At 59.8% G+C, this 21,276-nt stretch carries 20 protein-coding genes; 8 read left to right on the top strand and 12 right to left on the bottom strand.

Features of this window, described 5'->3' with window-relative positions; all coding sequences use genetic code 11:
* Positions 1–5: 5 nt before the first annotated feature.
* Positions 6–989 carry a UDP-glucose 4-epimerase GalE gene (gene galE, locus ASC90_RS14980; protein WP_056541873.1) on the bottom strand — a complete coding sequence of 328 codons (984 nt, stop codon included), beginning with the start codon at positions 987–989 and terminating at the stop codon, positions 6–8.
* 355 nt (positions 990–1,344) lie between these two features.
* On the opposite strand from galE, the gene ASC90_RS14975 reads away from it, so the two are divergent.
* The gene (locus tag ASC90_RS14975; protein WP_056541871.1) at positions 1,345–2,127 is read left to right on the top strand and encodes a class I SAM-dependent methyltransferase; all 783 of its coding nucleotides are present in this window, start codon (positions 1,345–1,347) and stop codon (positions 2,125–2,127) included.
* A gap of 10 nt (positions 2,128–2,137) precedes the next feature.
* On the opposite strand, the gene ASC90_RS14970 is transcribed toward ASC90_RS14975, so the two are convergent.
* From ASC90_RS14970 to ASC90_RS14925, 11 genes are all read right to left on the bottom strand, one after another.
* A complete protein-coding gene (locus ASC90_RS14970) occupies positions 2,138–2,842 on the bottom strand; it encodes a response regulator transcription factor (protein WP_056541868.1) in 705 nt (234 codons plus the stop codon).
* Entirely contained in the window at positions 2,839–5,547 is a 2,709-nt protein-coding gene (locus ASC90_RS14965) for a sensor histidine kinase KdpD (protein ID WP_056541865.1), read from the bottom strand. The genes ASC90_RS14970 and ASC90_RS14965 overlap by 4 nt, the downstream gene beginning before the upstream one ends.
* Positions 5,548–5,607: 60 nt before the next feature.
* Positions 5,608–6,177, bottom strand: a complete 570-nt coding sequence (kdpC, locus tag ASC90_RS14960; protein ID WP_056541862.1) for a potassium-transporting ATPase subunit KdpC — start codon at positions 6,175–6,177, stop codon at positions 5,608–5,610.
* A 12-nt stretch (positions 6,178–6,189) separates the two neighbouring features.
* Positions 6,190–8,277: a potassium-transporting ATPase subunit KdpB gene (gene kdpB, locus ASC90_RS14955; protein WP_056541860.1), complete on the bottom strand. Its 2,088-nt coding sequence runs from the start codon at positions 8,275–8,277 to the stop codon at positions 6,190–6,192.
* Positions 8,278–8,319: 42 nt separating this feature from the next.
* Positions 8,320–8,475: a hypothetical protein gene (locus ASC90_RS29395; protein WP_200950904.1), complete on the bottom strand. Its 156-nt coding sequence runs from the start codon at positions 8,473–8,475 to the stop codon at positions 8,320–8,322.
* Between the two features lie 8 nt (positions 8,476–8,483).
* Positions 8,484–10,187, bottom strand: a complete 1,704-nt coding sequence (kdpA, locus tag ASC90_RS14950; protein ID WP_056541858.1) for a potassium-transporting ATPase subunit KdpA — start codon at positions 10,185–10,187, stop codon at positions 8,484–8,486.
* A 78-nt stretch (positions 10,188–10,265) separates the two neighbouring features.
* Complete coding sequence (locus ASC90_RS14945; RefSeq protein WP_016556800.1) at positions 10,266–10,355, bottom strand: K(+)-transporting ATPase subunit F; 90 nt, start codon at positions 10,353–10,355, stop codon at positions 10,266–10,268.
* Positions 10,356–10,786: 431 nt separating this feature from the next.
* Positions 10,787–11,440, bottom strand: coding sequence for a CDP-alcohol phosphatidyltransferase family protein (locus tag ASC90_RS14940; RefSeq protein WP_056541855.1), 654 nt, complete (start codon positions 11,438–11,440; stop codon positions 10,787–10,789).
* Positions 11,437–11,829, bottom strand: coding sequence for a hypothetical protein (locus ASC90_RS14935; protein WP_056541852.1), 393 nt, complete (start codon positions 11,827–11,829; stop codon positions 11,437–11,439). Before ASC90_RS14935 ends, ASC90_RS14940 begins: the two co-directional genes overlap by 4 nt.
* Positions 11,826–12,776, bottom strand: a complete 951-nt coding sequence (locus ASC90_RS14930) for a phosphatidate cytidylyltransferase (protein ID WP_056541849.1) — start codon at positions 12,774–12,776, stop codon at positions 11,826–11,828. The genes ASC90_RS14935 and ASC90_RS14930 overlap by 4 nt, the downstream gene beginning before the upstream one ends.
* The gene (locus ASC90_RS14925; RefSeq protein ID WP_056541848.1) at positions 12,773–13,417 is read right to left on the bottom strand and encodes a lysophospholipid acyltransferase family protein; all 645 of its coding nucleotides are present in this window, start codon (positions 13,415–13,417) and stop codon (positions 12,773–12,775) included. Before ASC90_RS14925 ends, ASC90_RS14930 begins: the two co-directional genes overlap by 4 nt.
* Before the next feature lie 243 nt (positions 13,418–13,660).
* Here ASC90_RS14925 and ASC90_RS14920 point away from each other — a divergent pair, with 243 nt between their 5' ends.
* The 7 genes from ASC90_RS14920 to ASC90_RS28330 all read left to right on the top strand — a co-directional run bounded on the left by ASC90_RS14920 (position 13,661) and on the right by ASC90_RS28330 (position 21,210).
* Complete coding sequence (locus ASC90_RS14920; RefSeq protein WP_056541843.1) at positions 13,661–13,975, top strand: DUF6074 family protein; 315 nt, start codon at positions 13,661–13,663, stop codon at positions 13,973–13,975.
* Between the two features lie 480 nt (positions 13,976–14,455).
* Positions 14,456–15,619, top strand: a complete 1,164-nt coding sequence (locus tag ASC90_RS14915) for an isovaleryl-CoA dehydrogenase (protein WP_056541840.1) — start codon at positions 14,456–14,458, stop codon at positions 15,617–15,619.
* 37 nt (positions 15,620–15,656) lie between these two features.
* Positions 15,657–17,264: a carboxyl transferase domain-containing protein gene (locus ASC90_RS14910; protein WP_056541837.1), complete on the top strand. Its 1,608-nt coding sequence runs from the start codon at positions 15,657–15,659 to the stop codon at positions 17,262–17,264.
* Between the two features lie 7 nt (positions 17,265–17,271).
* A complete protein-coding gene (locus tag ASC90_RS14905) occupies positions 17,272–19,257 on the top strand; it encodes an acetyl/propionyl/methylcrotonyl-CoA carboxylase subunit alpha (RefSeq protein ID WP_056541835.1) in 1,986 nt (661 codons plus the stop codon).
* Positions 19,254–20,141, top strand: a complete 888-nt coding sequence (locus ASC90_RS14900) for a hydroxymethylglutaryl-CoA lyase (RefSeq protein WP_056541832.1) — start codon at positions 19,254–19,256, stop codon at positions 20,139–20,141. The genes ASC90_RS14905 and ASC90_RS14900 overlap by 4 nt, the downstream gene beginning before the upstream one ends.
* Positions 20,141–20,902 carry a crotonase/enoyl-CoA hydratase family protein gene (locus ASC90_RS14895; protein WP_056541829.1) on the top strand — a complete coding sequence of 254 codons (762 nt, stop codon included), beginning with the start codon at positions 20,141–20,143 and terminating at the stop codon, positions 20,900–20,902. The genes ASC90_RS14900 and ASC90_RS14895 overlap by 1 nt, the downstream gene beginning before the upstream one ends.
* A gap of 143 nt (positions 20,903–21,045) precedes the next feature.
* Positions 21,046–21,210, top strand: a complete 165-nt coding sequence (locus ASC90_RS28330; RefSeq protein WP_082519926.1) for a DUF1328 family protein — start codon at positions 21,046–21,048, stop codon at positions 21,208–21,210.
* Positions 21,211–21,276: the final 66 nt, after the last annotated feature.

The raw sequence follows: 21,276 nt of genomic DNA, 5'->3' as shown, positions 1-21,276 counted from the left end.
TGTGCTCAGTGCTGGTTGAATTTTGCGTGCCAGTTCCACGCCGAACGTATGATCTGGGATAGATCGTACTGCGGCGCCCAGCCGAGAATTTCTCGCGCCTTGTCATTGTTGGCAACAAGCGTATGCGAGTCGCCTTCGCGGCGTTCGACATATTCCACCGGGAACGGACGCTCCGACACCTGCTCGATCGTCGAGAGTAACTCCTTGACGGTCGTGCCCGTGCCTGTCCCCAGATTGAGAGCGACCGACTCGCCGCCCCTCAGCAGGTATTCGACAGCCCGCACATGCGCATCGGCGAGGTCGAGAACGTGGATGTAGTCGCGCACGCAGGTACCGTCGCGCGTTTCGTAGTCGCTGCCGAATACCTTGAACCCCTGCCTGCGGCCCAGAGCCGCGTCGATCGCGAGCGGGATCGCATGCGTTTCGGGTTGATGCCATTCGCCGATCCGGCCTTCGAAATCGGCGCCCGCAGCGTTGAAATAGCGCAGCACGACAGATCGAAAGCCCTTGTATCGATCATAGTCGGATAGCGCCTGCTCGACGATGTGCTTTGTCCGCCCGTAGGGATTGATCGGCACTTGGCCGTGGGTTTCATCGAGCGGCACGCTCTGCGGCAAGCCATAGGTCGCGCAGGTGGACGAGAACACGAAAGCGTCGATCCCGGCATTCTGAGCGGCAGCCAAAAGCGTCAGCGTCCCGATGACATTGTTCTCGTAAAACGCCACAGGGTCCTTGACCGATTCGCCGACTTCGATCAGCGCGGCAAAGTGCAGAATGGCCGCGGGTTTGTGTTTTGCCAGAACCTCGTCGATTCGGGCGCGATCCCTGATGTCCCCTTCTTCAGCCGGTCCCCACTTGACGAACTCGCGATGACCGTTGGAAAAATTGTCGAAAACGACCGGCTTGAAGCCCTTGTTCGCAAGATCGAGACACGTATGCGAGCCGATATACCCAGCGCCGCCTACGACCAGAACCGTTTCACCTGCCATGCACCACCTTCTAATATCGCTTCGGATGAGGAGAGAACTAAATCAGGTCGATGGCGATAAAAAGAAGGAAACGATCGCAACGCCACTCCGCCATCATTTTGTCGCCGATGACATTAGCAAATTGGTTTTATCGAAGTTATGGCGCCTTCTGTTACCCTCCGGGAACGAATAAAAGCGCCGCAAAGAGAATCAAACCAAAAAACGACGTATTTAATCTGTCTCAATTTCTTCTCAAACCGTGTAATGGTTCGATTATCATCGCTCCGTTGCCATGACGACATAGATCATGATGCTGCGTATAGACAGGTGATCTGTCCGATAGGCGATTCAACGATAAATTGGAAAGTATCGTCCAATGAACTCGGATCTCAGAAAATTCATATTCCATGATCTGCAGGCGATCGACGGATACATTGACCCCCCGGATGCGCTTGTTTTTCTCTCGTTGTTGAAGTGCCAGATGTCCGCCCGACTAACCGGCGGCATCGCCGAGATCGGTGTCTACTACGGTCGTTCTTACTTTCTCTTCCGTAAGATCTGTGGAGAGGGAGAAAAGATCGTCGCCATTGATCCTTTCAGCATCGTCGGGGCTGAGCATGGCATCACCCAATATGCCCGATTTATCGAGAGCGGCCGCCGTCTGGGCCTCGCGGTCGATGAAGACCGCGTTATCGAAAGTGACAGTACGCTCCTTAAGCCTTCGCAGATAACGGACCTAGCCGGGACGATTCGCTTCTTCAGCATCGACGGTGGCCACATGCTGCACCACGTGGCCTCGGACAGCCGGCTCGCGGCGCGCTCGCTCGCAGAGCATGGGATCATCGCCTTCGACGACACGTTCAATCCGGCGTGGCCGGAGGTCACCGTCGGTGTCACTGATTTCCTGCGCGAGTACACGGATTCGTTCTCTGTCTTCTGCATGACAAAGTACAAGACCTATGTCTGCCGTCGGCCCTTCCACGAATTCTACTCCCGCGAAATTGCCGCGTCGGCTGATCTCAAGGCCTTCGATCACGTTGAAACCGAATTTCTGGGCTCCACGGTCATACGTCTCGAAAACCCGATGCGTCGTCGCATCATGCATGAACTCATGGTTCGGTCGGGCATGAGTGCGCTTTCCGAACGGGCCTATCGCTAGCCTGCGGTGTCTAGACCGGCGCGGGATCAGCCTCTTTCAACCGGTATCCGACGCCGGTTTCCGTGGTGATGTATTGCGGCTGGTCGGGCGTCTCCTCGATCTTCTGGCGCAGTTGACGAACATACACGCGCAGGTACTGGACATCGGCGGCCGGCCCCCAGATCTGCTTCAACAGAAACTGGTGAGTCAGCACTTTTCCCGCATGTTGGGCAAGCACTCTGAGAATATCGTATTCCTTGGGCGAGAGCTTGATCTCCTTGCCCTCGACCTTGACGATTCGCTTGACGAGGTCGAGCGACAGCCCTCCGGCCTGAAAGATCGCCCTTTCGCCCTGCTGCTGCAGCTTGTGGCGAAGTGCGACACGGAGGCGAGCGCCAAGTTCGTTCATACCGAACGGCTTGGTCAGGTAGTCATCCGCGCCGGATTCCAGCGCCTTCACGATACCGGCTTCATCGGTCCGGCTGGACAGAATGACGATTGGAAGCGTGAGACCAGCGTCCCTCCATTCCTTGAGCAACTCGTGGCCCGATTTGTCGGGCAAGCCCAGGTCGAGGATGATAAGGTCCGGCGGGTCGTCCTTTGCCGACTGCAAGGCCGTCGCGCCATTGGGCGCTTCCTGCACTTCGTAACCTTGTGCGGTCAGGCCGACGCGAAGCAGTTTGCGAATAGGCGGTTCGTCATCGACGACGAGAATTTTGACGGCTGAACCGGTCATCTGAGCTCATCCAATTTCGGGATATCGTCTGGTATGGGAAGGCGAACGGTGAAGACAGCCCCCGAACGGTCGGTGCGATTTCCCGCAGTGATCGTCCCTCCCATGGCTTCGACAAAGCCCCGGCAGATGGAAAGGCCGAGGCCGGTTCCCGCACGCACCTGGTCGCCCTTGCGCACGCGGTAAAAGGTGTCAAACACGCGGTCAAGGTCACCCGGCGGAATTCCGAGCCCTTCGTCAGACACTTGGATGACGACGTTGAAACTGTCGGCGCGTCCGTTGATTCGGATGGTCGAGTCCTCCGGAGCATATTTGGCGGCGTTGTCCAAGAGATTGAAAAGAACCTGCTCGAACAATACGGGATCGACGCGCACCATCGGAAGATCCGACGGGATCGTCATGATGGTCTCGTGGTGCTCGAGGATCTTGGCAGCACGACGCAAAGCGCTTCCGGCAATATCGCCCGGATAGTGAAGCGCATAGTTTGGCTCCATGGCCCCGGACTCGATCTTGGTCATATCGAGCAGGTTGGCGATAAAGCGATTGAGGCGTTCCGATTCATCCACTACGGTCGACAGCAGGTCGAGACGATCCTCTGTCGACATCGAGTCCAGGTAATCACGCAACGTGCCGGCCGCACCGAGGATCGCGGCCAGTGGGGTCTTCAGGTCATGCGAGATCGACGTCAGCAGGGCGGAGCGCAGCCGATCAGCTTCGACAGCGAGCTTTGCACGGTCGACGTCGGCGACAAGCTGAACGCGCTCGATCGCAAGAGCCGCCTGATCGGCCAACGCATCCAGAAGGCGCTGCTGTTCCGGCGTGAGCAAGGGTCCATCGCGCCGATCGTTATCGAGACCGATGACGCCGACGGCCGCACGTCCAGTGCGCAACGGAACGTATAGGCGCCTGGCGCCGGGCAGGGTGTCGGCACCGCGGCCCGCGGCATGGTTATGCTCCCAAGCCCATCGGGCAGCGGCAATATCCGCCTCATCCAGCGTATCGTCCGGTGGATAGCCCGCCTTGACAGCAATCGTGCCGCCCTCGGGTAGCAGCAACACCACACGCACCTTCAGCATGGACGCCAACTGGAAAGCGCTGGCCCAGAGAACATCGTCAAGAGTGCCGGTGCCGGCCAGTTTTTTTGAGAACAAGTAGAGGTCTTCCGTCGTCCTGGCCCGCTGCCGCGCTGAAACAGCCTGGCGCTGCACCGTGGCCGTCAGGTTGCTGGCGATGATCGCCACGCCGAGGAAAAAGAACAGGGCGAGGACGCTTTCCGGGTCGCTGATCGTCAGCGTATAACGCGGCGGCAGGAAGAAGAAGTTGAAGGCGAGGGCACTGATGACGCAGCTGTAAAGTGCCGGCCGCAATCCGTGGATCACGGCAGAGGTCAGAACGGCCATCAGGAAGACCAGCGCAAGGTTGCGGACGTCCAGAACCTGATCCAGCACGATACCGGCAATGAGCGCAATCGCAACGTAGGCAGTGGCCAGCAAATAAGCCCTCAAGTCGAACGGGGGCGCTGATTGCGCAGATTTTACGCCGCGCGACGATGTGCCTTCCTTCTCGTTGCCCGAGATCACGTGTACGCTGATATTGCCTGATCGCCTGATCAGATCATCCGCTATCGAACGATGCAGCCAATCGCGCCACGTTGGTTTGCTTGGAGCACCTATGACAATGTGGGTCACATTGTTCGCCGAGGCGTGGCGTATCAGTTCCTCGGAGACGTCGCGACCAGGAATAGTGATGGCCTCGCCTCCAAGCTGCTCCGCAAGTCGCAGCGTTGCAGCAATCGTATCGCGTTCCGCCTCTGTAAGATTGATCGAACGGTTGGTCTCGACGTAAACGGCCGCCCAGGGTCCGCGCAGGCGCGAGGCCATGCGCGAGGCATAGCGAACCAGCGAGGTCGAACGGGGATGGTGGTCGATCGATACCAGTACCCGCTCGCTTGCGGCCCAGGGACCGGCAATGGCGTGTGCCTGCATGTGGGTCAGTAGCTGATCGTCGACGCGCTGCGCCGTCCTACGTAGCGCGAGTTCGCGCAGCGCAGTCAGATTGCCCGGCGTGAAGTAGTTGGTGAGCGCCCGTTCCGCGGTCCTCGGAACATAGACCTTACCATCATGCAGCCGCTTGATGAGATCATCCGGCGTCAAATCGATGATCTCGACATCGTCTGCCAGGTCGATGATCGAGTCTGGCACCGTCTCGCGAACGCGGATGCGGGTGATCTGCGAGACGACGTCGTTCAGGCTTTCGACGTGCTGAATGTTCAACGTCGAATAGACATCAATGCCGCGGTCAAGCAATTCCTTGACATCGAGATAGCGCTTCGGGTGGCGGCTGCCTTCGGCATTGGTATGGGCCAGTTCGTCGACAAGAACCAGGCTTGGCCATCGCGCAAGGATTGCATCGATGTCCATCTCCTCGAGCACGCGGCCTTTGTAGTCGATTTTTGCCCGAGGAATGACCTCGAAACCGTCGACCAGAGCCTGCGTTTCCTTGCGCCCGTGGGTTTCGACAATGCCGATCACGACATCGACGCCGTCCGACATCTTGGCGTGGCCGGAGGCTAGCATTTCGTAGGTTTTGCCGACACCAGGCGCGGCGCCCAGGAAGATCTTCAGACGTCCGCGCGTTTCCTGACGCGCCTTTTCAAGCAGCGCATCGGGCGAGGGTCTGCCGACCTGGTCGCGGTTGTCTTCGGGCATGCGGTAATTGTTCCTTACGAGCAAGCCCCGGGCGCATAGGGGCGTCCGGGGCTTTCGACCTTATTCAGACATAGAAGCATCAAGGGACTGGTTCAATGCCAGAACATTGACGGTCGGTTCGCCAAGAATGCCGAGTTCGCGGCGCTGAACCGCGCTGTCGACCAACGCCTTCAATTTGGCCTCATCCATGCCGCGAGCCTTGGCCACGCGCGCCACCTGGAAGTATGCGGCCTCCGGCGAAATGTCCGGATCGAGCCCGCTACCGGAAGCCGTTACGAGATCGATAGGAACCTCCGCATTCGGATTCGTTGCCTTGGCAGCCTCGTAGTCGCTCTTCACACGGTCGATCAGTTTCTTGCTTGTCGGACCGAGATTCGAGCCGCTTGAACTGGCGGCGTTGTAGCCGTCGCCCGCAGCCGAAGGCCGGCCGTGGAAGTACTTGTCGCTGGTAAAGGCCTGACCGATCAGTGTCGAGCCGATGACCTTGCCGTCCTTCTCGATCAGGCTCCCGTTTGCTTTCGCCGGGAAGAGCGCCTGAGCGGCCCCCGTCATGGCGAGCGGGTAGACAAGCCCGGTTATAGCCGTTGTGGCAACGATCATGACGATTGCCGGACGAAGTTGTTTCAACATTGTCATTACTCCTTAGGCGAGGCCGATAGCGGTGATCAACATGTCAATCGCCTTGATGCCGACGAAGGGAACGATGATGCCGCCGAGGCCGTAGACCAACAGGTTGCGGGACAGAAGTGCGCCGGCGCCGATCGGACGGTAGCGCACACCCTTGAGGGAGAGGGGGATCAGCGCGATAATGATCAACGCGTTGAAGATGATGGCGGACAGGATCGCGCTTTGCGGTGTCGACAGGCCCATGACGTTCAGCGCGGAGAGCTGCGGATAAAAGGTCAAGAACATCGCCGGGATGATGGCGAAGTATTTGGCAATGTCGTTGGCGATCGAGAAGGTCGTCAACGCGCCACGGGTCATGAGGAGCTGCTTGCCGATCTCGACGATCTCGATGAGCTTCGTCGGGTCGCTATCGAGGTCGACCATGTTGCCGGCCTCGCGGGCTGCAACCGTGCCGGTGTTCATGGCGACACCCACGTCGGCCTGGGCGAGGGCAGGGGCGTCGTTGGTGCCGTCACCGCACATGGCGACGAGCTTGCCCTTGGCCTGCTCCTCACGCATCAGCGCTAGCTTCATTTCCGGCGTTGCCTGCGCAAGAAAATCGTCGACACCGGCCTCAGCAGCAATAGCTGCCGCAGTGAGCGGGTTGTCACCGGTGATCATAACCGTGCGGATGCCCATACGGCGCAGTTCGGCGAACCGCTCGCGGATACCGCCCTTGACGATATCCTTGAGCTGGATGACGCCCAGCAGACGGCCGTCACGAGCGACGGCCAGCGGCGTGCCACCCGCCTTGGAGACTTCGTCGGCGATCGCCTGCAACTCTCTGACCACGTCGGTGTTGGTCCGAATAGCGATGGCGGCATTGCCCGACACCGGTGCGGAAGCAGCGCCGACATAGGCGAGTACCGCGTCGACGGCGCCCTTGCGGATCGAAGAGCCTTCGACATCGACGCCGCTCATGCGCGTCTGTGCCGTGAATGGTACGAACGTCGCCTTAAGGCTCGCCATGTCGCGACCGCGGATTGCATATTTTTCCTTGGCGAGAACGACGATCGAGCGGCCTTCCGGCGTCTCGTCGGCGAGCGAGGCCAGCTGCGCTGCGTCAGCGAGGTCCTGCTCCGAGATACCGCGGACCGGGCGGAAGCTTGTCGCCTGGCGGTTACCAAGCGTGATGGTGCCCGTCTTGTCGAGCAGCAAGGTGTCGACGTCACCGGCGGCCTCGACGGCCCGACCGGACATGGCGAGTACGTTGAAACGCACCAGCCGGTCCATGCCGGCAATGCCGATTGCCGAAAGGAGCGCGCCGATCGTCGTTGGGATCAGCGTGACGAACAGGGCCACGAGAACGATGATCGGGATCGATCCACCGGCATAGATCGCAAAGCTCGGGATGGTCGCGGTGGCGAGAACGAAGATCAGCGTCATCCCTGCAAGAAGGATGTTCAAGGCAATCTCGTTGGGCGTCTTCTGCCGTTCTGCGCCCTCGACCAGCGCAATCATGCGGTCGATGAAGGTCGAGCCGGCGGCTGCCGTGATGCGTACTCGGATCCAGTCCGAAAGCACCTGCGTGCCACCGGTCACGGCCGAGCGGTCGCCGCCGGATTCGCGGATGACCGGAGCGGATTCGCCGGTGATGGCCGCTTCGTTGACCGAGGCAACGCCTTCGACGACTTCACCGTCGGACGGGATGATATCGCCGGCCTCGACAAGTACAAGATCGCCTACCTTCAGGCTGGTGCCCGGCACCATGCGGTAGCCGGTGCCGTTGTTGGCGGTCAACAGCTTCGCTTGCGTTTCGGTACGGGCCTTGCGCAGCGAATCGGCCTGCGCCTTGCCGCGTCCTTCAGCGACCGCTTCCGCGAAGTTGGCGAAAAGCACGGTGAACCAAAGCCAGAGGTTGATCTGGAAGGAGAAGCCGAGATTTCCGCCGCCGGCGGCGAGGTCGCGCAGGAAGAGAACGGTGGTGAGCACTGAGACGGTGGCCACGACGAACATGACCGGATTCTTGGCGAGTGTACGTGGGTTGAGCTTAACAAAGGCGGCGCCCACGGCCGGAATGAGGATGCGAGAATCCATGATGCTCGCGGATTTTGCCTGGCTCATAAGAGACTCCAGCTTGAAAAGAGTAAGGCGAACGCTGTGCGATCAGCCATGTAGGATCCGAACGGCAGCGACGATCACGAGCAGGCCGGCCATCATCACCAGGATGATGTCGGAGGCGCGCGCCATCCGCTGGCTGTCACGTCCCGGCGAACCGGGACGTGGGTTGAAAGTCTTGCGAAGTCTGTGACGAAGAATCATGCTTCACCTCAGAAGGTTTGACCTGCGATCATGACCAGGTGCTCGATGACTGGGCCAAGCGCCAGTGCTGGGAAGAACGTCAATCCGCCGACGATCAGGATCGTCCCGGTTAGAAGGCCGACGAAGAGAAGGCCATCTGTCGGAAACGTCCCGGCCGAAGCGGGAACGGTTTTCTTGGCCACCAGGGAGCCGGCGATCGCCAGTGCGGGAATGATCACCAGGAACCGGCCGGCAAGCATGCCGATGCCCAGCGTGATGTTGTACCAGGGGGTATTGCCGGTCAGGCCGCCGAAGGCCGAGCCATTGTTCGCCGCAGCCGACGTATAGGCGTACAGTATCTCCGAGAAGCCATGCGGGCCGGCCGTGCCGATCGAGGCGACGGCAGAGGGAAGCACGCTTGCGATAGCCGTGAAGATCAACATGGCGGCCGGCAGGCAGAGAATGGCGAGGATGGCCATTTTCATCTCCTTGGCCTCGATCTTCTTGCCGAGGTATTCCGGCGTACGACCGACCATCAGCCCCGCGACGAAGATCGCGATGATGATGAAGAGCAGGATGCCGTAGAAGCCCGCCCCGACGCCGCCGACGATGACTTCGCCGAGCTGCATGTTGATCAACGGGATCAAGCCACCGAGTGCCGTGAAGCTGCCGTGCATGGCATTGACAGCGCCGCAGGAGGCTGCCGTGGTGACCACAGCGAACAGCGACGACAGGACCACGCCGAAACGGACCTCCTTGCCTTCCATGTTACCGCCCTGCAGGCCAAAGGCATGCATCAGCGGATTGCCCGCAGCCTCGGCCCAATAGGTGATGCCGACGCCGACGATGAACAGGATGCCCATAGTGGCGAGGATCGCCCAGCCCTGACGCTGGTTTCCAACCATGCGTCCGAAGACGTTGGTGAAGGCAGCGCCGATCGCAAAGATCGAGAGCATCTGGATGAGGTTCGAGATCGCGTCCGGATTCTCGAAAGGATGCGCGGAGTTGGCGTTGAAGAATCCGCCGCCGTTGGTGCCGAGCATCTTGATCGCAAGCTGCGAGGCAACGGGGCCGACGGCGATCGTCTGTTTGGCGCCTTCCAGCGTCGTCGCATCGATATAGGGACCGAGCGTCTGCGGCACACCGAGGTAGACGTACACCAGCGTCAGCACGATGCATATCGGCAGCAGCACATAGAGTGTGCCGCGAATCATATCTACCCAGAAATTGCCGATGGCCTTGCCGGAAGCGCGAGAAAAGGCGCGGATGAGGCCCATGGCAATCGCCATGCCGGTCGCCGCAGATACGAAGTTCTGCACGGTGAAGCCGACCATCTGCGTCAGATAGGACATGGTGCTTTCGCCGCCGTAGTTCTGCCAGTTGGTATTGCTGACAAAGCTGACTGCGGTGTTGAAGGAAAGCTCGGGCCCGACCGCTGCCATGCCTGCCGGGTTATAGGGAAGCATGCCCTGCAGGCGCATGAGCGCGTACAGAACGAGCACGCCCAGCAGATTGAACATCAGCATGGAGAAAGCATAGGTTGTCCAATGCTGTTCCTCACGCTCGCTGGTGCCGGCAACGGCATAAAGCCCGCGTTCGATTGGAACGAGGACCGGTGAGAGGAATGTTCGCTCGCCACTGAAGACGCGGGTCATGTAACCGCCAAGCGGTTTGACGAGCACGATGAGAATCCCGCAGTAAAGCAGGATCTGAAGCCATCCGTTGAGGGTCATATGAGGTAACTTTCAATACCCGGTTGGTTCTGCCTGGCGCGTTCCCCTTGTTGGCTGAGCCCAGGGGAATGGCGATGCCTAGAAGCGTTCGGGGCGAATGAGAGCGTAGGTGAGGTAAACCGTGAGAAACACGGTGACGGCACCGCTGAGAATATAGTCGAGGGTCATGGCGCTTCTCCGTTCAGAGTCGGTCACAGGCTTTGGTGTAGGCAAAGCACAAGGCGAAAAATACGATTGCTGTGGCGAGTAGAACTATGTCCATCATCGATCTTGACTCCTGTTGTTCTTCTTTGGAGTCAGACAAGACAAAGGGCTCCATTCCTTGGAATGGCACCTTTCATGCTTTCTGGCGTGGAGATGATCGTGATGATCTCTCAGCCATCAATATACGGCCGAAGAGCATAAGCGTACGAGATCGACGCAGGGCCGCGGATATAAAAATCTTATAAATGTCGGGAGATGAAAAATGCCTCGCCGAAGCGAGGCTAGTCCAGGCCGCTTCGGGGAAAAGAAGAAGCGGCAAGGTTGTTCTATTGCTGCGCATGCCTTCTGCAAAGCGCACTTTCGGGCATTTTGGTACGCCTGCCTCGATAGCGATCTTATTGTCGGGGCTCGCCGCCCTTAAGCCGGTGAACAACATTTCGGCCACGCCGGACCGCGGTGAACCCTGTCCCAATCGCAATGAGCCAGAGGGCCGCCGTCAGAATTTGATTGTGTCCGCTCCAGAGCGGCTCAGGGACCGAGAGAATGGCGGCTGCCGTGATCGTTGCCATCCGGTGTTGCTTCGCCATCGGGCCGGAGAAGTCGCTTGGCGTACCCGCCGCGCGCCCAAGTTCACGGATGTAGGCCGTTAGCACGGCACCGCAAGCCACAGCCCAGCCGAGCCCGGCGGATCCGACTCCGAAGCCGACGCCTACGAAGATCAGGATATCGGCAACCCTATCCGGGAATTCATTCCAGAATGGTCCATCGGCAGCGCCTTTCCCACCCTCCACGGCGACCATGCCGTCGAAGAGATTGCACAGCAGCCGCAGCTGGCACAGGGCTGCAGCCAACACGAGGAAGCTAATGCGCATCCAACCCGTTCCCTGCCCTGCAACAAGGAATGCCCCGCCTGCCAACGCCGCAAAGACCATGCTCAACTGGGAAATCTCATTGGGGGTGACCGACATCGTCGCCAGCCATCGCGCGATCCATTTTGCCCAGTGCCTATCGCGGCTCGCCAATGGCCGCCGGTCCCCCTTCTCCGTCATTCGTGCGTCCTCTTTCGATACAGGGAGTAGTTGTAGATCGCTGCGTAGCTGGTGGAGACGGCAAGCGGCAGTGCTACTGTCCTCAGAATCTCCGGTGTACCGCTCAGGGCGTGGATTGCCACCAGCGTTCCCGTCGATCCCAGGCAGGCGATCAGTGGCGGTACCCAAAGCGCCGCGAGGCCCAAAAACCGGCGCGACAGAAATTCAATCGTCGTCTTCAGAAAGAGAGTGAGGCCTGCCGAAAGCATTCCCTGCACGAGCCCAGCCTGCAGAGCTTGCGGCAGCGCATGGCTGCTATTGGCGAAAAGTGCCCAGCCGCCCATCGCGAAAAACGCGAACGCGACATGTGTGATGCTGCTCTGAGCAAGGCGGCGAAGTCCCGCCGTCATGTGCTTGACCACCAGTAGCGGACGATATGAAAGAAGATCGGAGCAGAAAAGACCACGGAATCGAGCCGATCGATCAGGCCGCCGTGACCTTCGATCAGATGACCCCAGTCCTTGACGCCGCGATCCCGTTTGATCGCCGACATCACAAGCCCTCCGAAGAAACCCATCATGGTGATGATCAAGGCAAGAAGTCCGGCCTGAAAGGGTGTAAACGGCGTGATCCACCATAGTGCTGCACCAATGAGCGTCGCACTCGCCACGCCGCCGACAAAGCCTTCGACCGTCTTCGACGGCGACAGATTGGGTGCGATCTTGGTTCGTCCGAACAGCTTTCCCCAGACGTACTGAAGCACGTCGCTAAGCTGAACAATGATCACCAGAAATGCGATCAGGAGCACATTGCGCTCTTCATATCCCGCGATGTGGAGCGTCAGAAGCGCAGGGACGTGCGACGCACAGAAGACGCAAATCATCAACGCCCACTGGACCTCGGCGATCCGGACAAGGAAGCGTTCGGTATCACCACGCAACACGGAAATGATTGGCATCAGCAAGAATGCGTAGACCGGGATGAAGATCGAGAAAATGCCGTACTCCTCAGCCCAGAGAAGGAAATACTGGATCGGAAGCACCACGAAAAAGGCGGCAGCGAGCGCCCAGTGATCTGCACGTTTGGTGTTGGTCAGTGTGATGAATTCCCGCAGGGCGGCAAACGAGCAAAAGCCGAAGAGGACCAGCACACCGATACGGCCAACGAGAAAGGCAAGCCCGATCAGGATCGCCATCACCCACCAGGCCTTGATGCGCGCATTGAGATTTTCGATGGCCGCATTCGACCCATCCTGCGAAAGTCGCCGCTGCAAAACGTAACCGATGGCTGACGCGACGATGAGGACGGTCAAGGTGCCCAGGACCAGTCTCCACAGATCGGAAGCTGCTGCGCTCATTCGTGACCGCCTATTTGTTTGCGGGATAGATCGAGAAGTGCGGACCGCGTCCTGGCCAGAAACGCCTCCTTGCTTTCGTCAGCGTCGATTTTCATGGGGCTGCCGAAAGTGACGGTGCAAATGAGAGGGATCGGAATGATCTCGCCCTTGGGCATGACGCGGTTGAGATTGTTGATCCAGACCGGAACAAGCAGCACGTCCGGCCGCGCCGACGCAAGGTGAAAGAGCCCGCTCTTGAACGGGAGGAGCGCCATCTCCGTCTGGTTGCGGGTGCCTTCCGGGAAGAGGATCAAAGAGGAGCCTCCATCGATTGCAGCCGCCATGGCTTCGACCGGGTCCTGCGTACGCTTATCAGGATCACGCTCGATCAGAACCGCGTCGAAGACGTCACGTCCGATGAAGCGATTGATCGCCGATTTCAGCCAATACTCAGCACCGGCAACGGGACGTGCCTGACTCCTAAGTCGCGGCGGCAGTACGGCCCACACCAGGATGAAATCGCCATGGCTGGAATGGTTTGCGAAGTAGATGCACTTGCCTTGGGGAGCGCCCTCGTTGGGCCAAATGGCGCGGACGGCCGTTATGGCACGTGCGAAGAGGACGATAGCTGCCGCAGCAGGTCTCGCAATCATCCTTCGCATCGATTTCAGCCCCCGCCGCGCCCACAAAGCAGATTGCTGGACCGTAACCGTATTTCTGCCCGCTCGAAAGCCCCACCAAAGCCTGATAGGCGCAACCGTCAAAGGTTGGTGTCGCAAGCCCCAATCAGCGCGCGAAGAGGCGATATCCCAGGTGGCGAGAGGTCGGCAGTTTTATCCCCGCCGCAGAGCAAAGCGTTAACCATGCTCGGCTACCAATTACATCAGTCGCAACGGAACGAGTCGATGTCAGTACAGTCAAAGAAAACCCTGAAGGCAATGACCACAAGCGAGATCGTCGTTTTCCCGGTCGCGTCACGTGCCGGTGATATCGCAAGGTGCGCCGCCGCCCTTGACAGCTGCCACGGCGAGGAAGCCGTCCGGTTCTGGAAAGCCGAGTGCCGCAAGCTGGCAGACCAACTGACATCGCTAGGCCTCTCAGAGTCTGAAGTGCGCCAGCAAGTGCTGACCTTTCAGGCCGAAGTGCAGGGGGAGCTTGTTCGAAGCCACCAGGCGCGAGCGATCTCTGAAAGCCGCAACGGTCGCGCGATCAAGCGATAACATCGCCGAACAGGGGACTCGCGGTAGCCAACCCTCCTGCGGCAACCCTACCATATCGTACGAACGATAAATCCAACCTCTCATCGCGCTAGCCGAGCTTTCTCGGTTAGCAATTCCATTGTCGCAGTGCGAGGACCGGAGCGGCGCACGGCCAAATGGCCGCGCTGAAAAGTCATCGCCGCTGTCTCGGTAGGAAAGCGGATGCTGACGAATAAAGTCTCGCCCGGCGAAACCGACCGCCCGCGAAAGCCGGGGCGTGGTTACGGATTGCCTGTTCCGGCTACCGTCAAGGCTACGGCTACTAAACACGCTGGAATCGCTTGCCATATCGAGTATCTTCAGCGAGATTTATGGCGCTCGGCTGGCTAGGGAGGCGCGGCCGGCAAGGTGTGGACCGCTATGGCCAGGCGTTTGTAAGGACCTTGAAGAGCGGTAGGCAGACTCGCTGCTGCTAATGCACCGGACCTGGGAGGAAAGGGCATGTATTCTGGTGGCCTGAAATTTGGCTTGGCGGAAGAGATCGAAGCACTACGGGACAGCGTCCGCCGCTTTGCTCTCGAGCGCATTGCACCGCTTGCCGACGAGACAGACCGCAGCAATAGCTTTCCCATGCGGCTCTGGCGTGCGATGGGCGAAATGGGGTTGCTCGGCATTACCGCAGATGAGACCTACGGCGGTGCCGGGCTGGGTTACCTTGCGCATTGCGTCGCCATGGAAGAAATCAGCCGCGCTTCCGCATCCGTCGGTCTCAGCTATGGCGCGCATTCCAATCTTTGCGTCAATCAGATCAGCCGCAATGGAACGCCGGCGCAGAAATCGCGCTATCTCCCGAAGCTCATTTCGGGCGAGCACGTCGGCGCACTTGCCATGTCGGAGCCAAATGCTGGATCCGACGTCATTTCGATGAAGCTTCGCGCCGAAAAGCGCGACAACGCCTACGTCCTGAATGGCAGCAAGATGTGGATCACCAACGGACCAGACGCCGATGTGCTGGTTGTGTATGCGAAGACAGATATCGAGGCTGGGCCTCGTGGAATCACGGCTTTCCTAGTGGAACGTGGCTTCAACGGTTTTACAACAGGGCCGAAGCTCGACAAGCTGGGGATGCGCGGCTCCAATACCTGCGAATTAATCTTCCTCGATTGCGAAATACCGCAAGAGAATATTCTCGGCGGCCTCGGCGGCGGCGCTCGCGTCCTGATGTCGGGCCTCGACTATGAGCGTGTGGTTCTCTCCGCCGGCCCGCTTGGAATAATGACCGCGTGCATGGACATCGTCGTGCCCTATCTTCACGAGCGGAAACAGTTCGGTCAGCCGATCGGCGAGTTCCAGCTGATGCAGGGAAAACTTGCCGACATGTATGTGGCGATGAACACGGCACGAGCCTATGTCTATGCCGTCGCAGCCGCCTGTGACCGCGGCGAAACAACACGCAAGGATGCGGCCGGCTGCATCCTCTATGCAGCCGAGCGCGCGACTTTCATGGCGCTAGAGACGATCCAGGCGCTCGGAGGAAACGGATACACCAACGACTATGCCGCGGGCCGGTTGCTCCGCGATGCAAAGCTCTACGAAATCGGTGCCGGGACATCGGAAATCCGGCGCATGCTGATTGGGCGCGAACTCTTTGCGGAGACGGCCTGATGCGAGAACTGATCCGCGAACCCGGCGCTGGTGACGAATGACGATTCTGAAGTCGCAGATATCGACGAACTCGGAAAACTTCAAGACGAATCGCGCTGCGATGGCGGACGCGATCCGCGGCATCGAAGAGGCGGCGGCATCGGCTGCCGGCGGTGGCGGGGCCGTCGCGCGCGAACGCCATGTCGGGCGTGGCAAGATGCTGCCGCGCGACCGTATCGCGGCGCTGCTCGATCAGGCGACACCATTTCTTGAGATAGGGCTGACCGCGGCGCACGGCATGTACAACAACGATGCGCCTGGAGCTGGCCTGATTACCGGCATTGGCCGCGTCGCAGGCCAAGATTGCATGATCGTGTGCAACGACGCGACCGTAAAAGGCGGCACCTACTATCCGATTACGGTGAAAAAGCATCTGCGTGCGCAGGAGATCGCCGCCCAGAACAACCTTCCATGCATCTATCTGGTCGATTCCGGTGGCGCCAATCTGCCGAACCAGGATGAGGTCTTTCCAGATCGAGACCATTTCGGTCGGATTTTCTTCAATCAGGCCAACATGTCGGCGGCTGGAATTCCGCAGATTTCGGTCGTGATGGGGTCTTGCACCGCGGGTGGCGCCTATGTTCCGGCAATGTCGGACGAAGCCATCATCGTCGAAGGCCAAGGCACGATTTTTCTTGCCGGGCCACCGCTCGTCAAGGCGGCTACCCGTGAAGTGGTCTCGGCGGAGGACCTCGGCGGTGGGGATGTTCACACACGGCTCTCGGGAGTGGCCGATCACCTAGCCCGCGACGACGCTCATGCGCTCGCCTTGGCACGGCAGGCTGTCGCTAATCTCAACCGGTGCAAGAACAAAGACGTGGCGCGTCGATCGCTAGAGGCGCCGCTTTTCGATCCAGCCGAAATTGCCGGAATCGTGCCGGCTGACGTTCGTACGCCATACGATGTCCGTGAGGTGATCGCCCGCGTCGTCGACGGCTCCCGGTTCGACGAGTTCAAGGCACGCTACGGAACTACGCTGGTTTGCGGCTTTGCGCATATTCATGGCATCCCCGTCGGGATCGTCGCAAACAACGGCGTGTTGTTTTCGGAGTCCGCGCTGAAGGGCGCGCATTTCGTCGAACTGTGCTCACAGCGGAAGATACCGCTGGTATTCCTCCAGAACATCACCGGCTTCATGGTGGGACGCAAGTACGAGACGGAAGGTATCGCCAAGAACGGCGCCAAACTGGTGACCGCGGTTGCGACGACCAGCGTGCCTAAAGTGACGATGCTGATCGGCGGCTCGTTCGGTGCCGGAAACTACGGGATGGCCGGACGAGCTTTCTCCCCACGCTTTCTCTGGACCTGGCCGAACAGCCGCATCTCGGTGATGGGCGGCGAGCAGGCGGCAGGCGTGCTTGCGACCGTTCGCAGCGAAGCGCTCGCTCGAGCAGGCACGCCATGGACGCCCGAGGAAGAAACAAGTTTCAAACAGCCGGTCCTCGACCTTTTCGAGAGGCAAAGCCATCCGCTTTACGCCTCGGCGCGCCTTTGGGACGACGGCATCATCGATCCTGCGAAGAGCCGCGACGTACTTGGTCTTTCGCTTTCCGCAACGCTCAACGCACCGATCGAAGATACGCGCTTCGGTCTGTTTCGGATGTGAGGCAGAGATGTTCCACAAGATCCTCATTGCAAACCGGGGCGAGATTGCCTGCAGGATCATCCGCACCGCCAAGCGCATGGGGATCAGCACGGTTGCGGTCTACTCGGATACCGACGTGGCGGCATTGCACGTCGAACTGGCCGACGAGGCGGTGCGCCTCGGCTCAGCCAGTGCCCGGGAGAGCTACCTTTCGATCGAGCGCATCATCGCAGCGGCTCACCGGACCGGCGCGGAAGCCATCCACCCCGGCTATGGCTTCCTGTCGGAGAACGCCGACTTTGCCGAGGCGGTGGAGGCTGCTGGGCTCGTGTTCATCGGACCGCAGCCATCATCGATCCGGGCAATGGGATTGAAGGATGCTGCGAAGGCATTGATGGACCAGTCGGGCGTTCCGGTCGTGCCGGGCTATCATGGCGAAGAGCAGGATAACGGATTCCTAGCTGATCAAGCGGTTCTGATCGGCTATCCCGTCCTCATAAAGGCTCGTGCCGGCGGCGGCGGCAAGGGCATGCGCCGCGTCGATCACGAAGACGATTTTCCGCAAGCGCTCGAAGCGGCTAGACGCGAGGCGATGGCAGCCTTTGGCGACGACGCCGTCCTGATCGAACGCTGCCTGATTCGCCCCCGCCATATCGAGGTCCAGATTTTCGGGGATCGTCATGGCAACGTCGTTCATCTCTTTGAACGCGATTGTTCGCTGCAGCGCCGCCATCAGAAAGTCATCGAGGAAGCGCCCGCGCCGGGCATGACGCCCGAGATGCGACGGGTGATGGGCGACGCTGCCGTGCGAGCGGCACGCGCAATCGGCTATCGCGGCGCCGGCACCGTCGAATTCATCGCGGATGTGTCGAACGGGCTCTGGCCGGACCGGTTCTATTTCATGGAGATGAACACCCGGCTTCAGGTCGAGCATCCCGTCACCGAAGCGATCAGCGGCGTTGATCTGGTGGAGTGGCAATTGCGGGTCGCCGCGGGCGAGCCTCTGCCGAAGAAGCAATCCGAACTGGAAATCTACGGATGGGCCTTTGAAGCACGAATCTATGCGGAGGACGCGTCCACCGGTTTCCTGCCTGCCACAGGCACGATCCGGCAGTTGAGTTTCCCGGATGTGACGGCACGGGTCGATGCCGGCGTGCGTTCCGGCGACGTCATCTCTGCCCATTATGATCCGCTGATTGCCAAGATGATCGTGCACGGCCCGAACCGAACGGTGGCACTGGCGCGCCTGACGAGAGCGTTGCAGGCGTCTCATATCGTCGGTGTTACGACCAATCTCGACTTCCTGGCACGCTTGAGCGCTGAAGCTGAGTTTGTTGCCGGCCATCCCGATACCGGATTGATCGAGCGCAACCTTCAGGCCCTCACCGCAGTCGAGCCTCCGACTGATACCACCATCGCGCTTGCAGCCGTGCTGTCCTTGGGAACGCTGGCGCCGCTGCAAGGCGGTAACCCCTGGGACGCGCTGGGGCACTGGCAGCTGTGGAGCGAGATGCAACGCATCGTCACGTTGTCGCACAAAGGGGGGCACGCCAGCCTGCGGATCGCCGCCAGGGGTTTCGATTTCTTTGCCGTCCACGATGGCCGAAGGGTTATCCCGGTGAAAATCGTCAGCCGCGCGGCTGAAGGTTGCAGGGCAGAAGTCGATGGCCGACAAATCGAGGTCATGGCAAGCCTGAGCGCCCACCAGCTTGTTTTGGGCATGGATAGCAAATCACACGTTTTCCATCTCGCCAATCCGCTCGATGCCGAGACCGGAAAGGCCGCCGCCGGAAACACGCTCATCGCGCCAATGCCCGGTTTCGTCAAGATCGTCCATACCCGCCAGGGCTCCGAGGTCGCCAAGGACGAACCTCTGCTCGTCATGGAGGCCATGAAGATGGAGTTAACACTTGTCGCGCCACGCGGCGGAACCATCGAAGCGGTGCAAGTCAGCGAAGGGCAGCAGGTCGATGAGGGTGCGGTTCTTCTCACCCTGCAGGAAGAGGAGAAATAGTCGTGCAGGTCGCAGAATCGTCCTTGCTGCCACGGGATGTCTCCATCGTGGAGATGGCGCCGCGCGACGGTCTGCAGAACGAGGCGGACCTAATTCCGACAGCAGCAAAGATCGCGCTCGTCGACCTGATTTCCGAATGCGGTTTCGAACGGATCGAGGTAACGAGCTTTGTCAGCCCAAAATGGGTGCCGCAACTCGCCGACGCCGCCGAGGTGATGGCCGGCATCAAACGCAGGCCCGGCGTACGCTACGCCGTGCTCACGCCGAACATGAAGGGTTTCGAGGCGGCGATGGCATCCGGTGCGGATGAGATTGCAATCTTCGCCTCCGCCTCGGAACGTTTCTCGCAACACAACATAAACTGCTCGATTGCTGAAAGCATCGAACGGTTCAAGCCTATTGCTGACGCGAGCCGACAGCGTGCGATTCCGATGCGTGGCTACGTCAGCTGTATCGTCGAGTGTCCCTACGAGGGAGCGATCGCGCCAGATGCGGCGGCAAAAGTCGTCGAACAGCTGCATGCGCTTGGCTGTTACGAGATCAGCCTCGGAGATACGATAGGTCGCGGCAGACCGGAAGAGGTCGAACGGATGCTGATGACCGTTCTGTCCTATGCGCCGGCTACGATGCTCGCCGGTCACTTCCATGACACTGACGGCTGGGCGCTCGACAACATCGCCGTTTCGCTGGAGCACGGTCTGCGCGTGTTCGATGCATCGGTCGGCGGACTTGGTGGCTGTCCCTACGCACCGGGCGCCAAGGGCAATGTCGACACGCTGGCGGTAGCAGAGTTTCTTGCTCGCAAGGGTTATCGGACAGGTCTGCTTCCGGCGAAGCTGAACGCGGCGGCCGCGTTTGCCCGGGACCTTGGAGGCGAACGCTGATGCCGCAAACCCTCCGTATCTTGATCGACGAACGCGGTGTCGCGCGCGTGACCCTTTCTCGGCCGGACAAACACAATGCAATGTCCGAACAGATGATCGACGAGTTGACTGAGGCGGCTGCAGTGCTGGGCGCTGACGATAATGTGCGCGTCGTCGTCATTGGCGGCGCGGGCAAGAGCTTCTGTGCCGGCGGTGATCTGGAATGGATGCGCACCCAGTTCGCGGCAAGCCGCTCCGAAAGAATCTTCGAAGCACGACGGCTGGCGATGATGTTCAAATCGCTGAATGAGCTTCCAAAGCCACTGATCGGCTGTATCCACGGAAACGCCTTCGGCGGCGGCATCGGCCTGATCAGCATCTGCGACATGGCGATTGCCGTGGAAACAGCACGCTTCGGCCTGACCGAGGTTCGGCTCGGACTTATACCGGCGACCATCAGCCCTTATGTGGTAGCGCGTATCGGCGCCGCTGCTCGACCGCTCTTCATCTCGGGCAGAATTTTCGACGCGTCGCATGCCAAGGCAATTGGCCTCGTCAACACTGTTGTCCCCGCAACCGAGCTCGACGGCGCAATGGAGACCGAGATCACTGCTTTCATTGCAGCCGTGCCGCAAGCCGCCGCCCGCGCCAAGGCTCTTGCGCGTTCGCTTGCGCCGTCTATTACCGGCGACGTCATCGAGGACGTCATTCATCAGCTCGCGGACAGCTGGGAAACCAAGGAGGCAATGGAAGGAATTTCAGCCTTCCTGGACAAGTCATAGCTTTCGCCGAGCTCGCTGATCGGCCATGCACCACACAGCCACCCCTCCAGACATGTCGTCCCTTAGAATCATTGGCTTTTATGTCACGGGAACCAATAAGGCGAACCTTCGTTATCCGATCAGCAACGACAAAGGAGATCCCCATGCTTTACTATGCACTTGTGTTTCTTGTTGTGGCACTGATTGCCGGCGTATTGGGCTTCGGTGGTATTGCGGGCGCTTCCGCATCCATCGCGCAGGTCCTGTTCTTCCTATTCCTCGTGTTGTTCGTAGTCTCGCTGGTGATGCGTCTCATGCGCCGCGCCTAGGATGCAGCACATAGTTCGGCAGAGCCGGCGCTATCCAAGCGCCGGTTTTTTATTCTCGGCGCAATC

Source organism: Rhizobium sp. Root1220, from assembly GCF_001426265.1.
Classification (GTDB): Bacteria; Pseudomonadota; Alphaproteobacteria; order Rhizobiales; family Rhizobiaceae; genus Rhizobium.
This window is presented reverse-complemented; position numbering and strand designations above follow the sequence as displayed.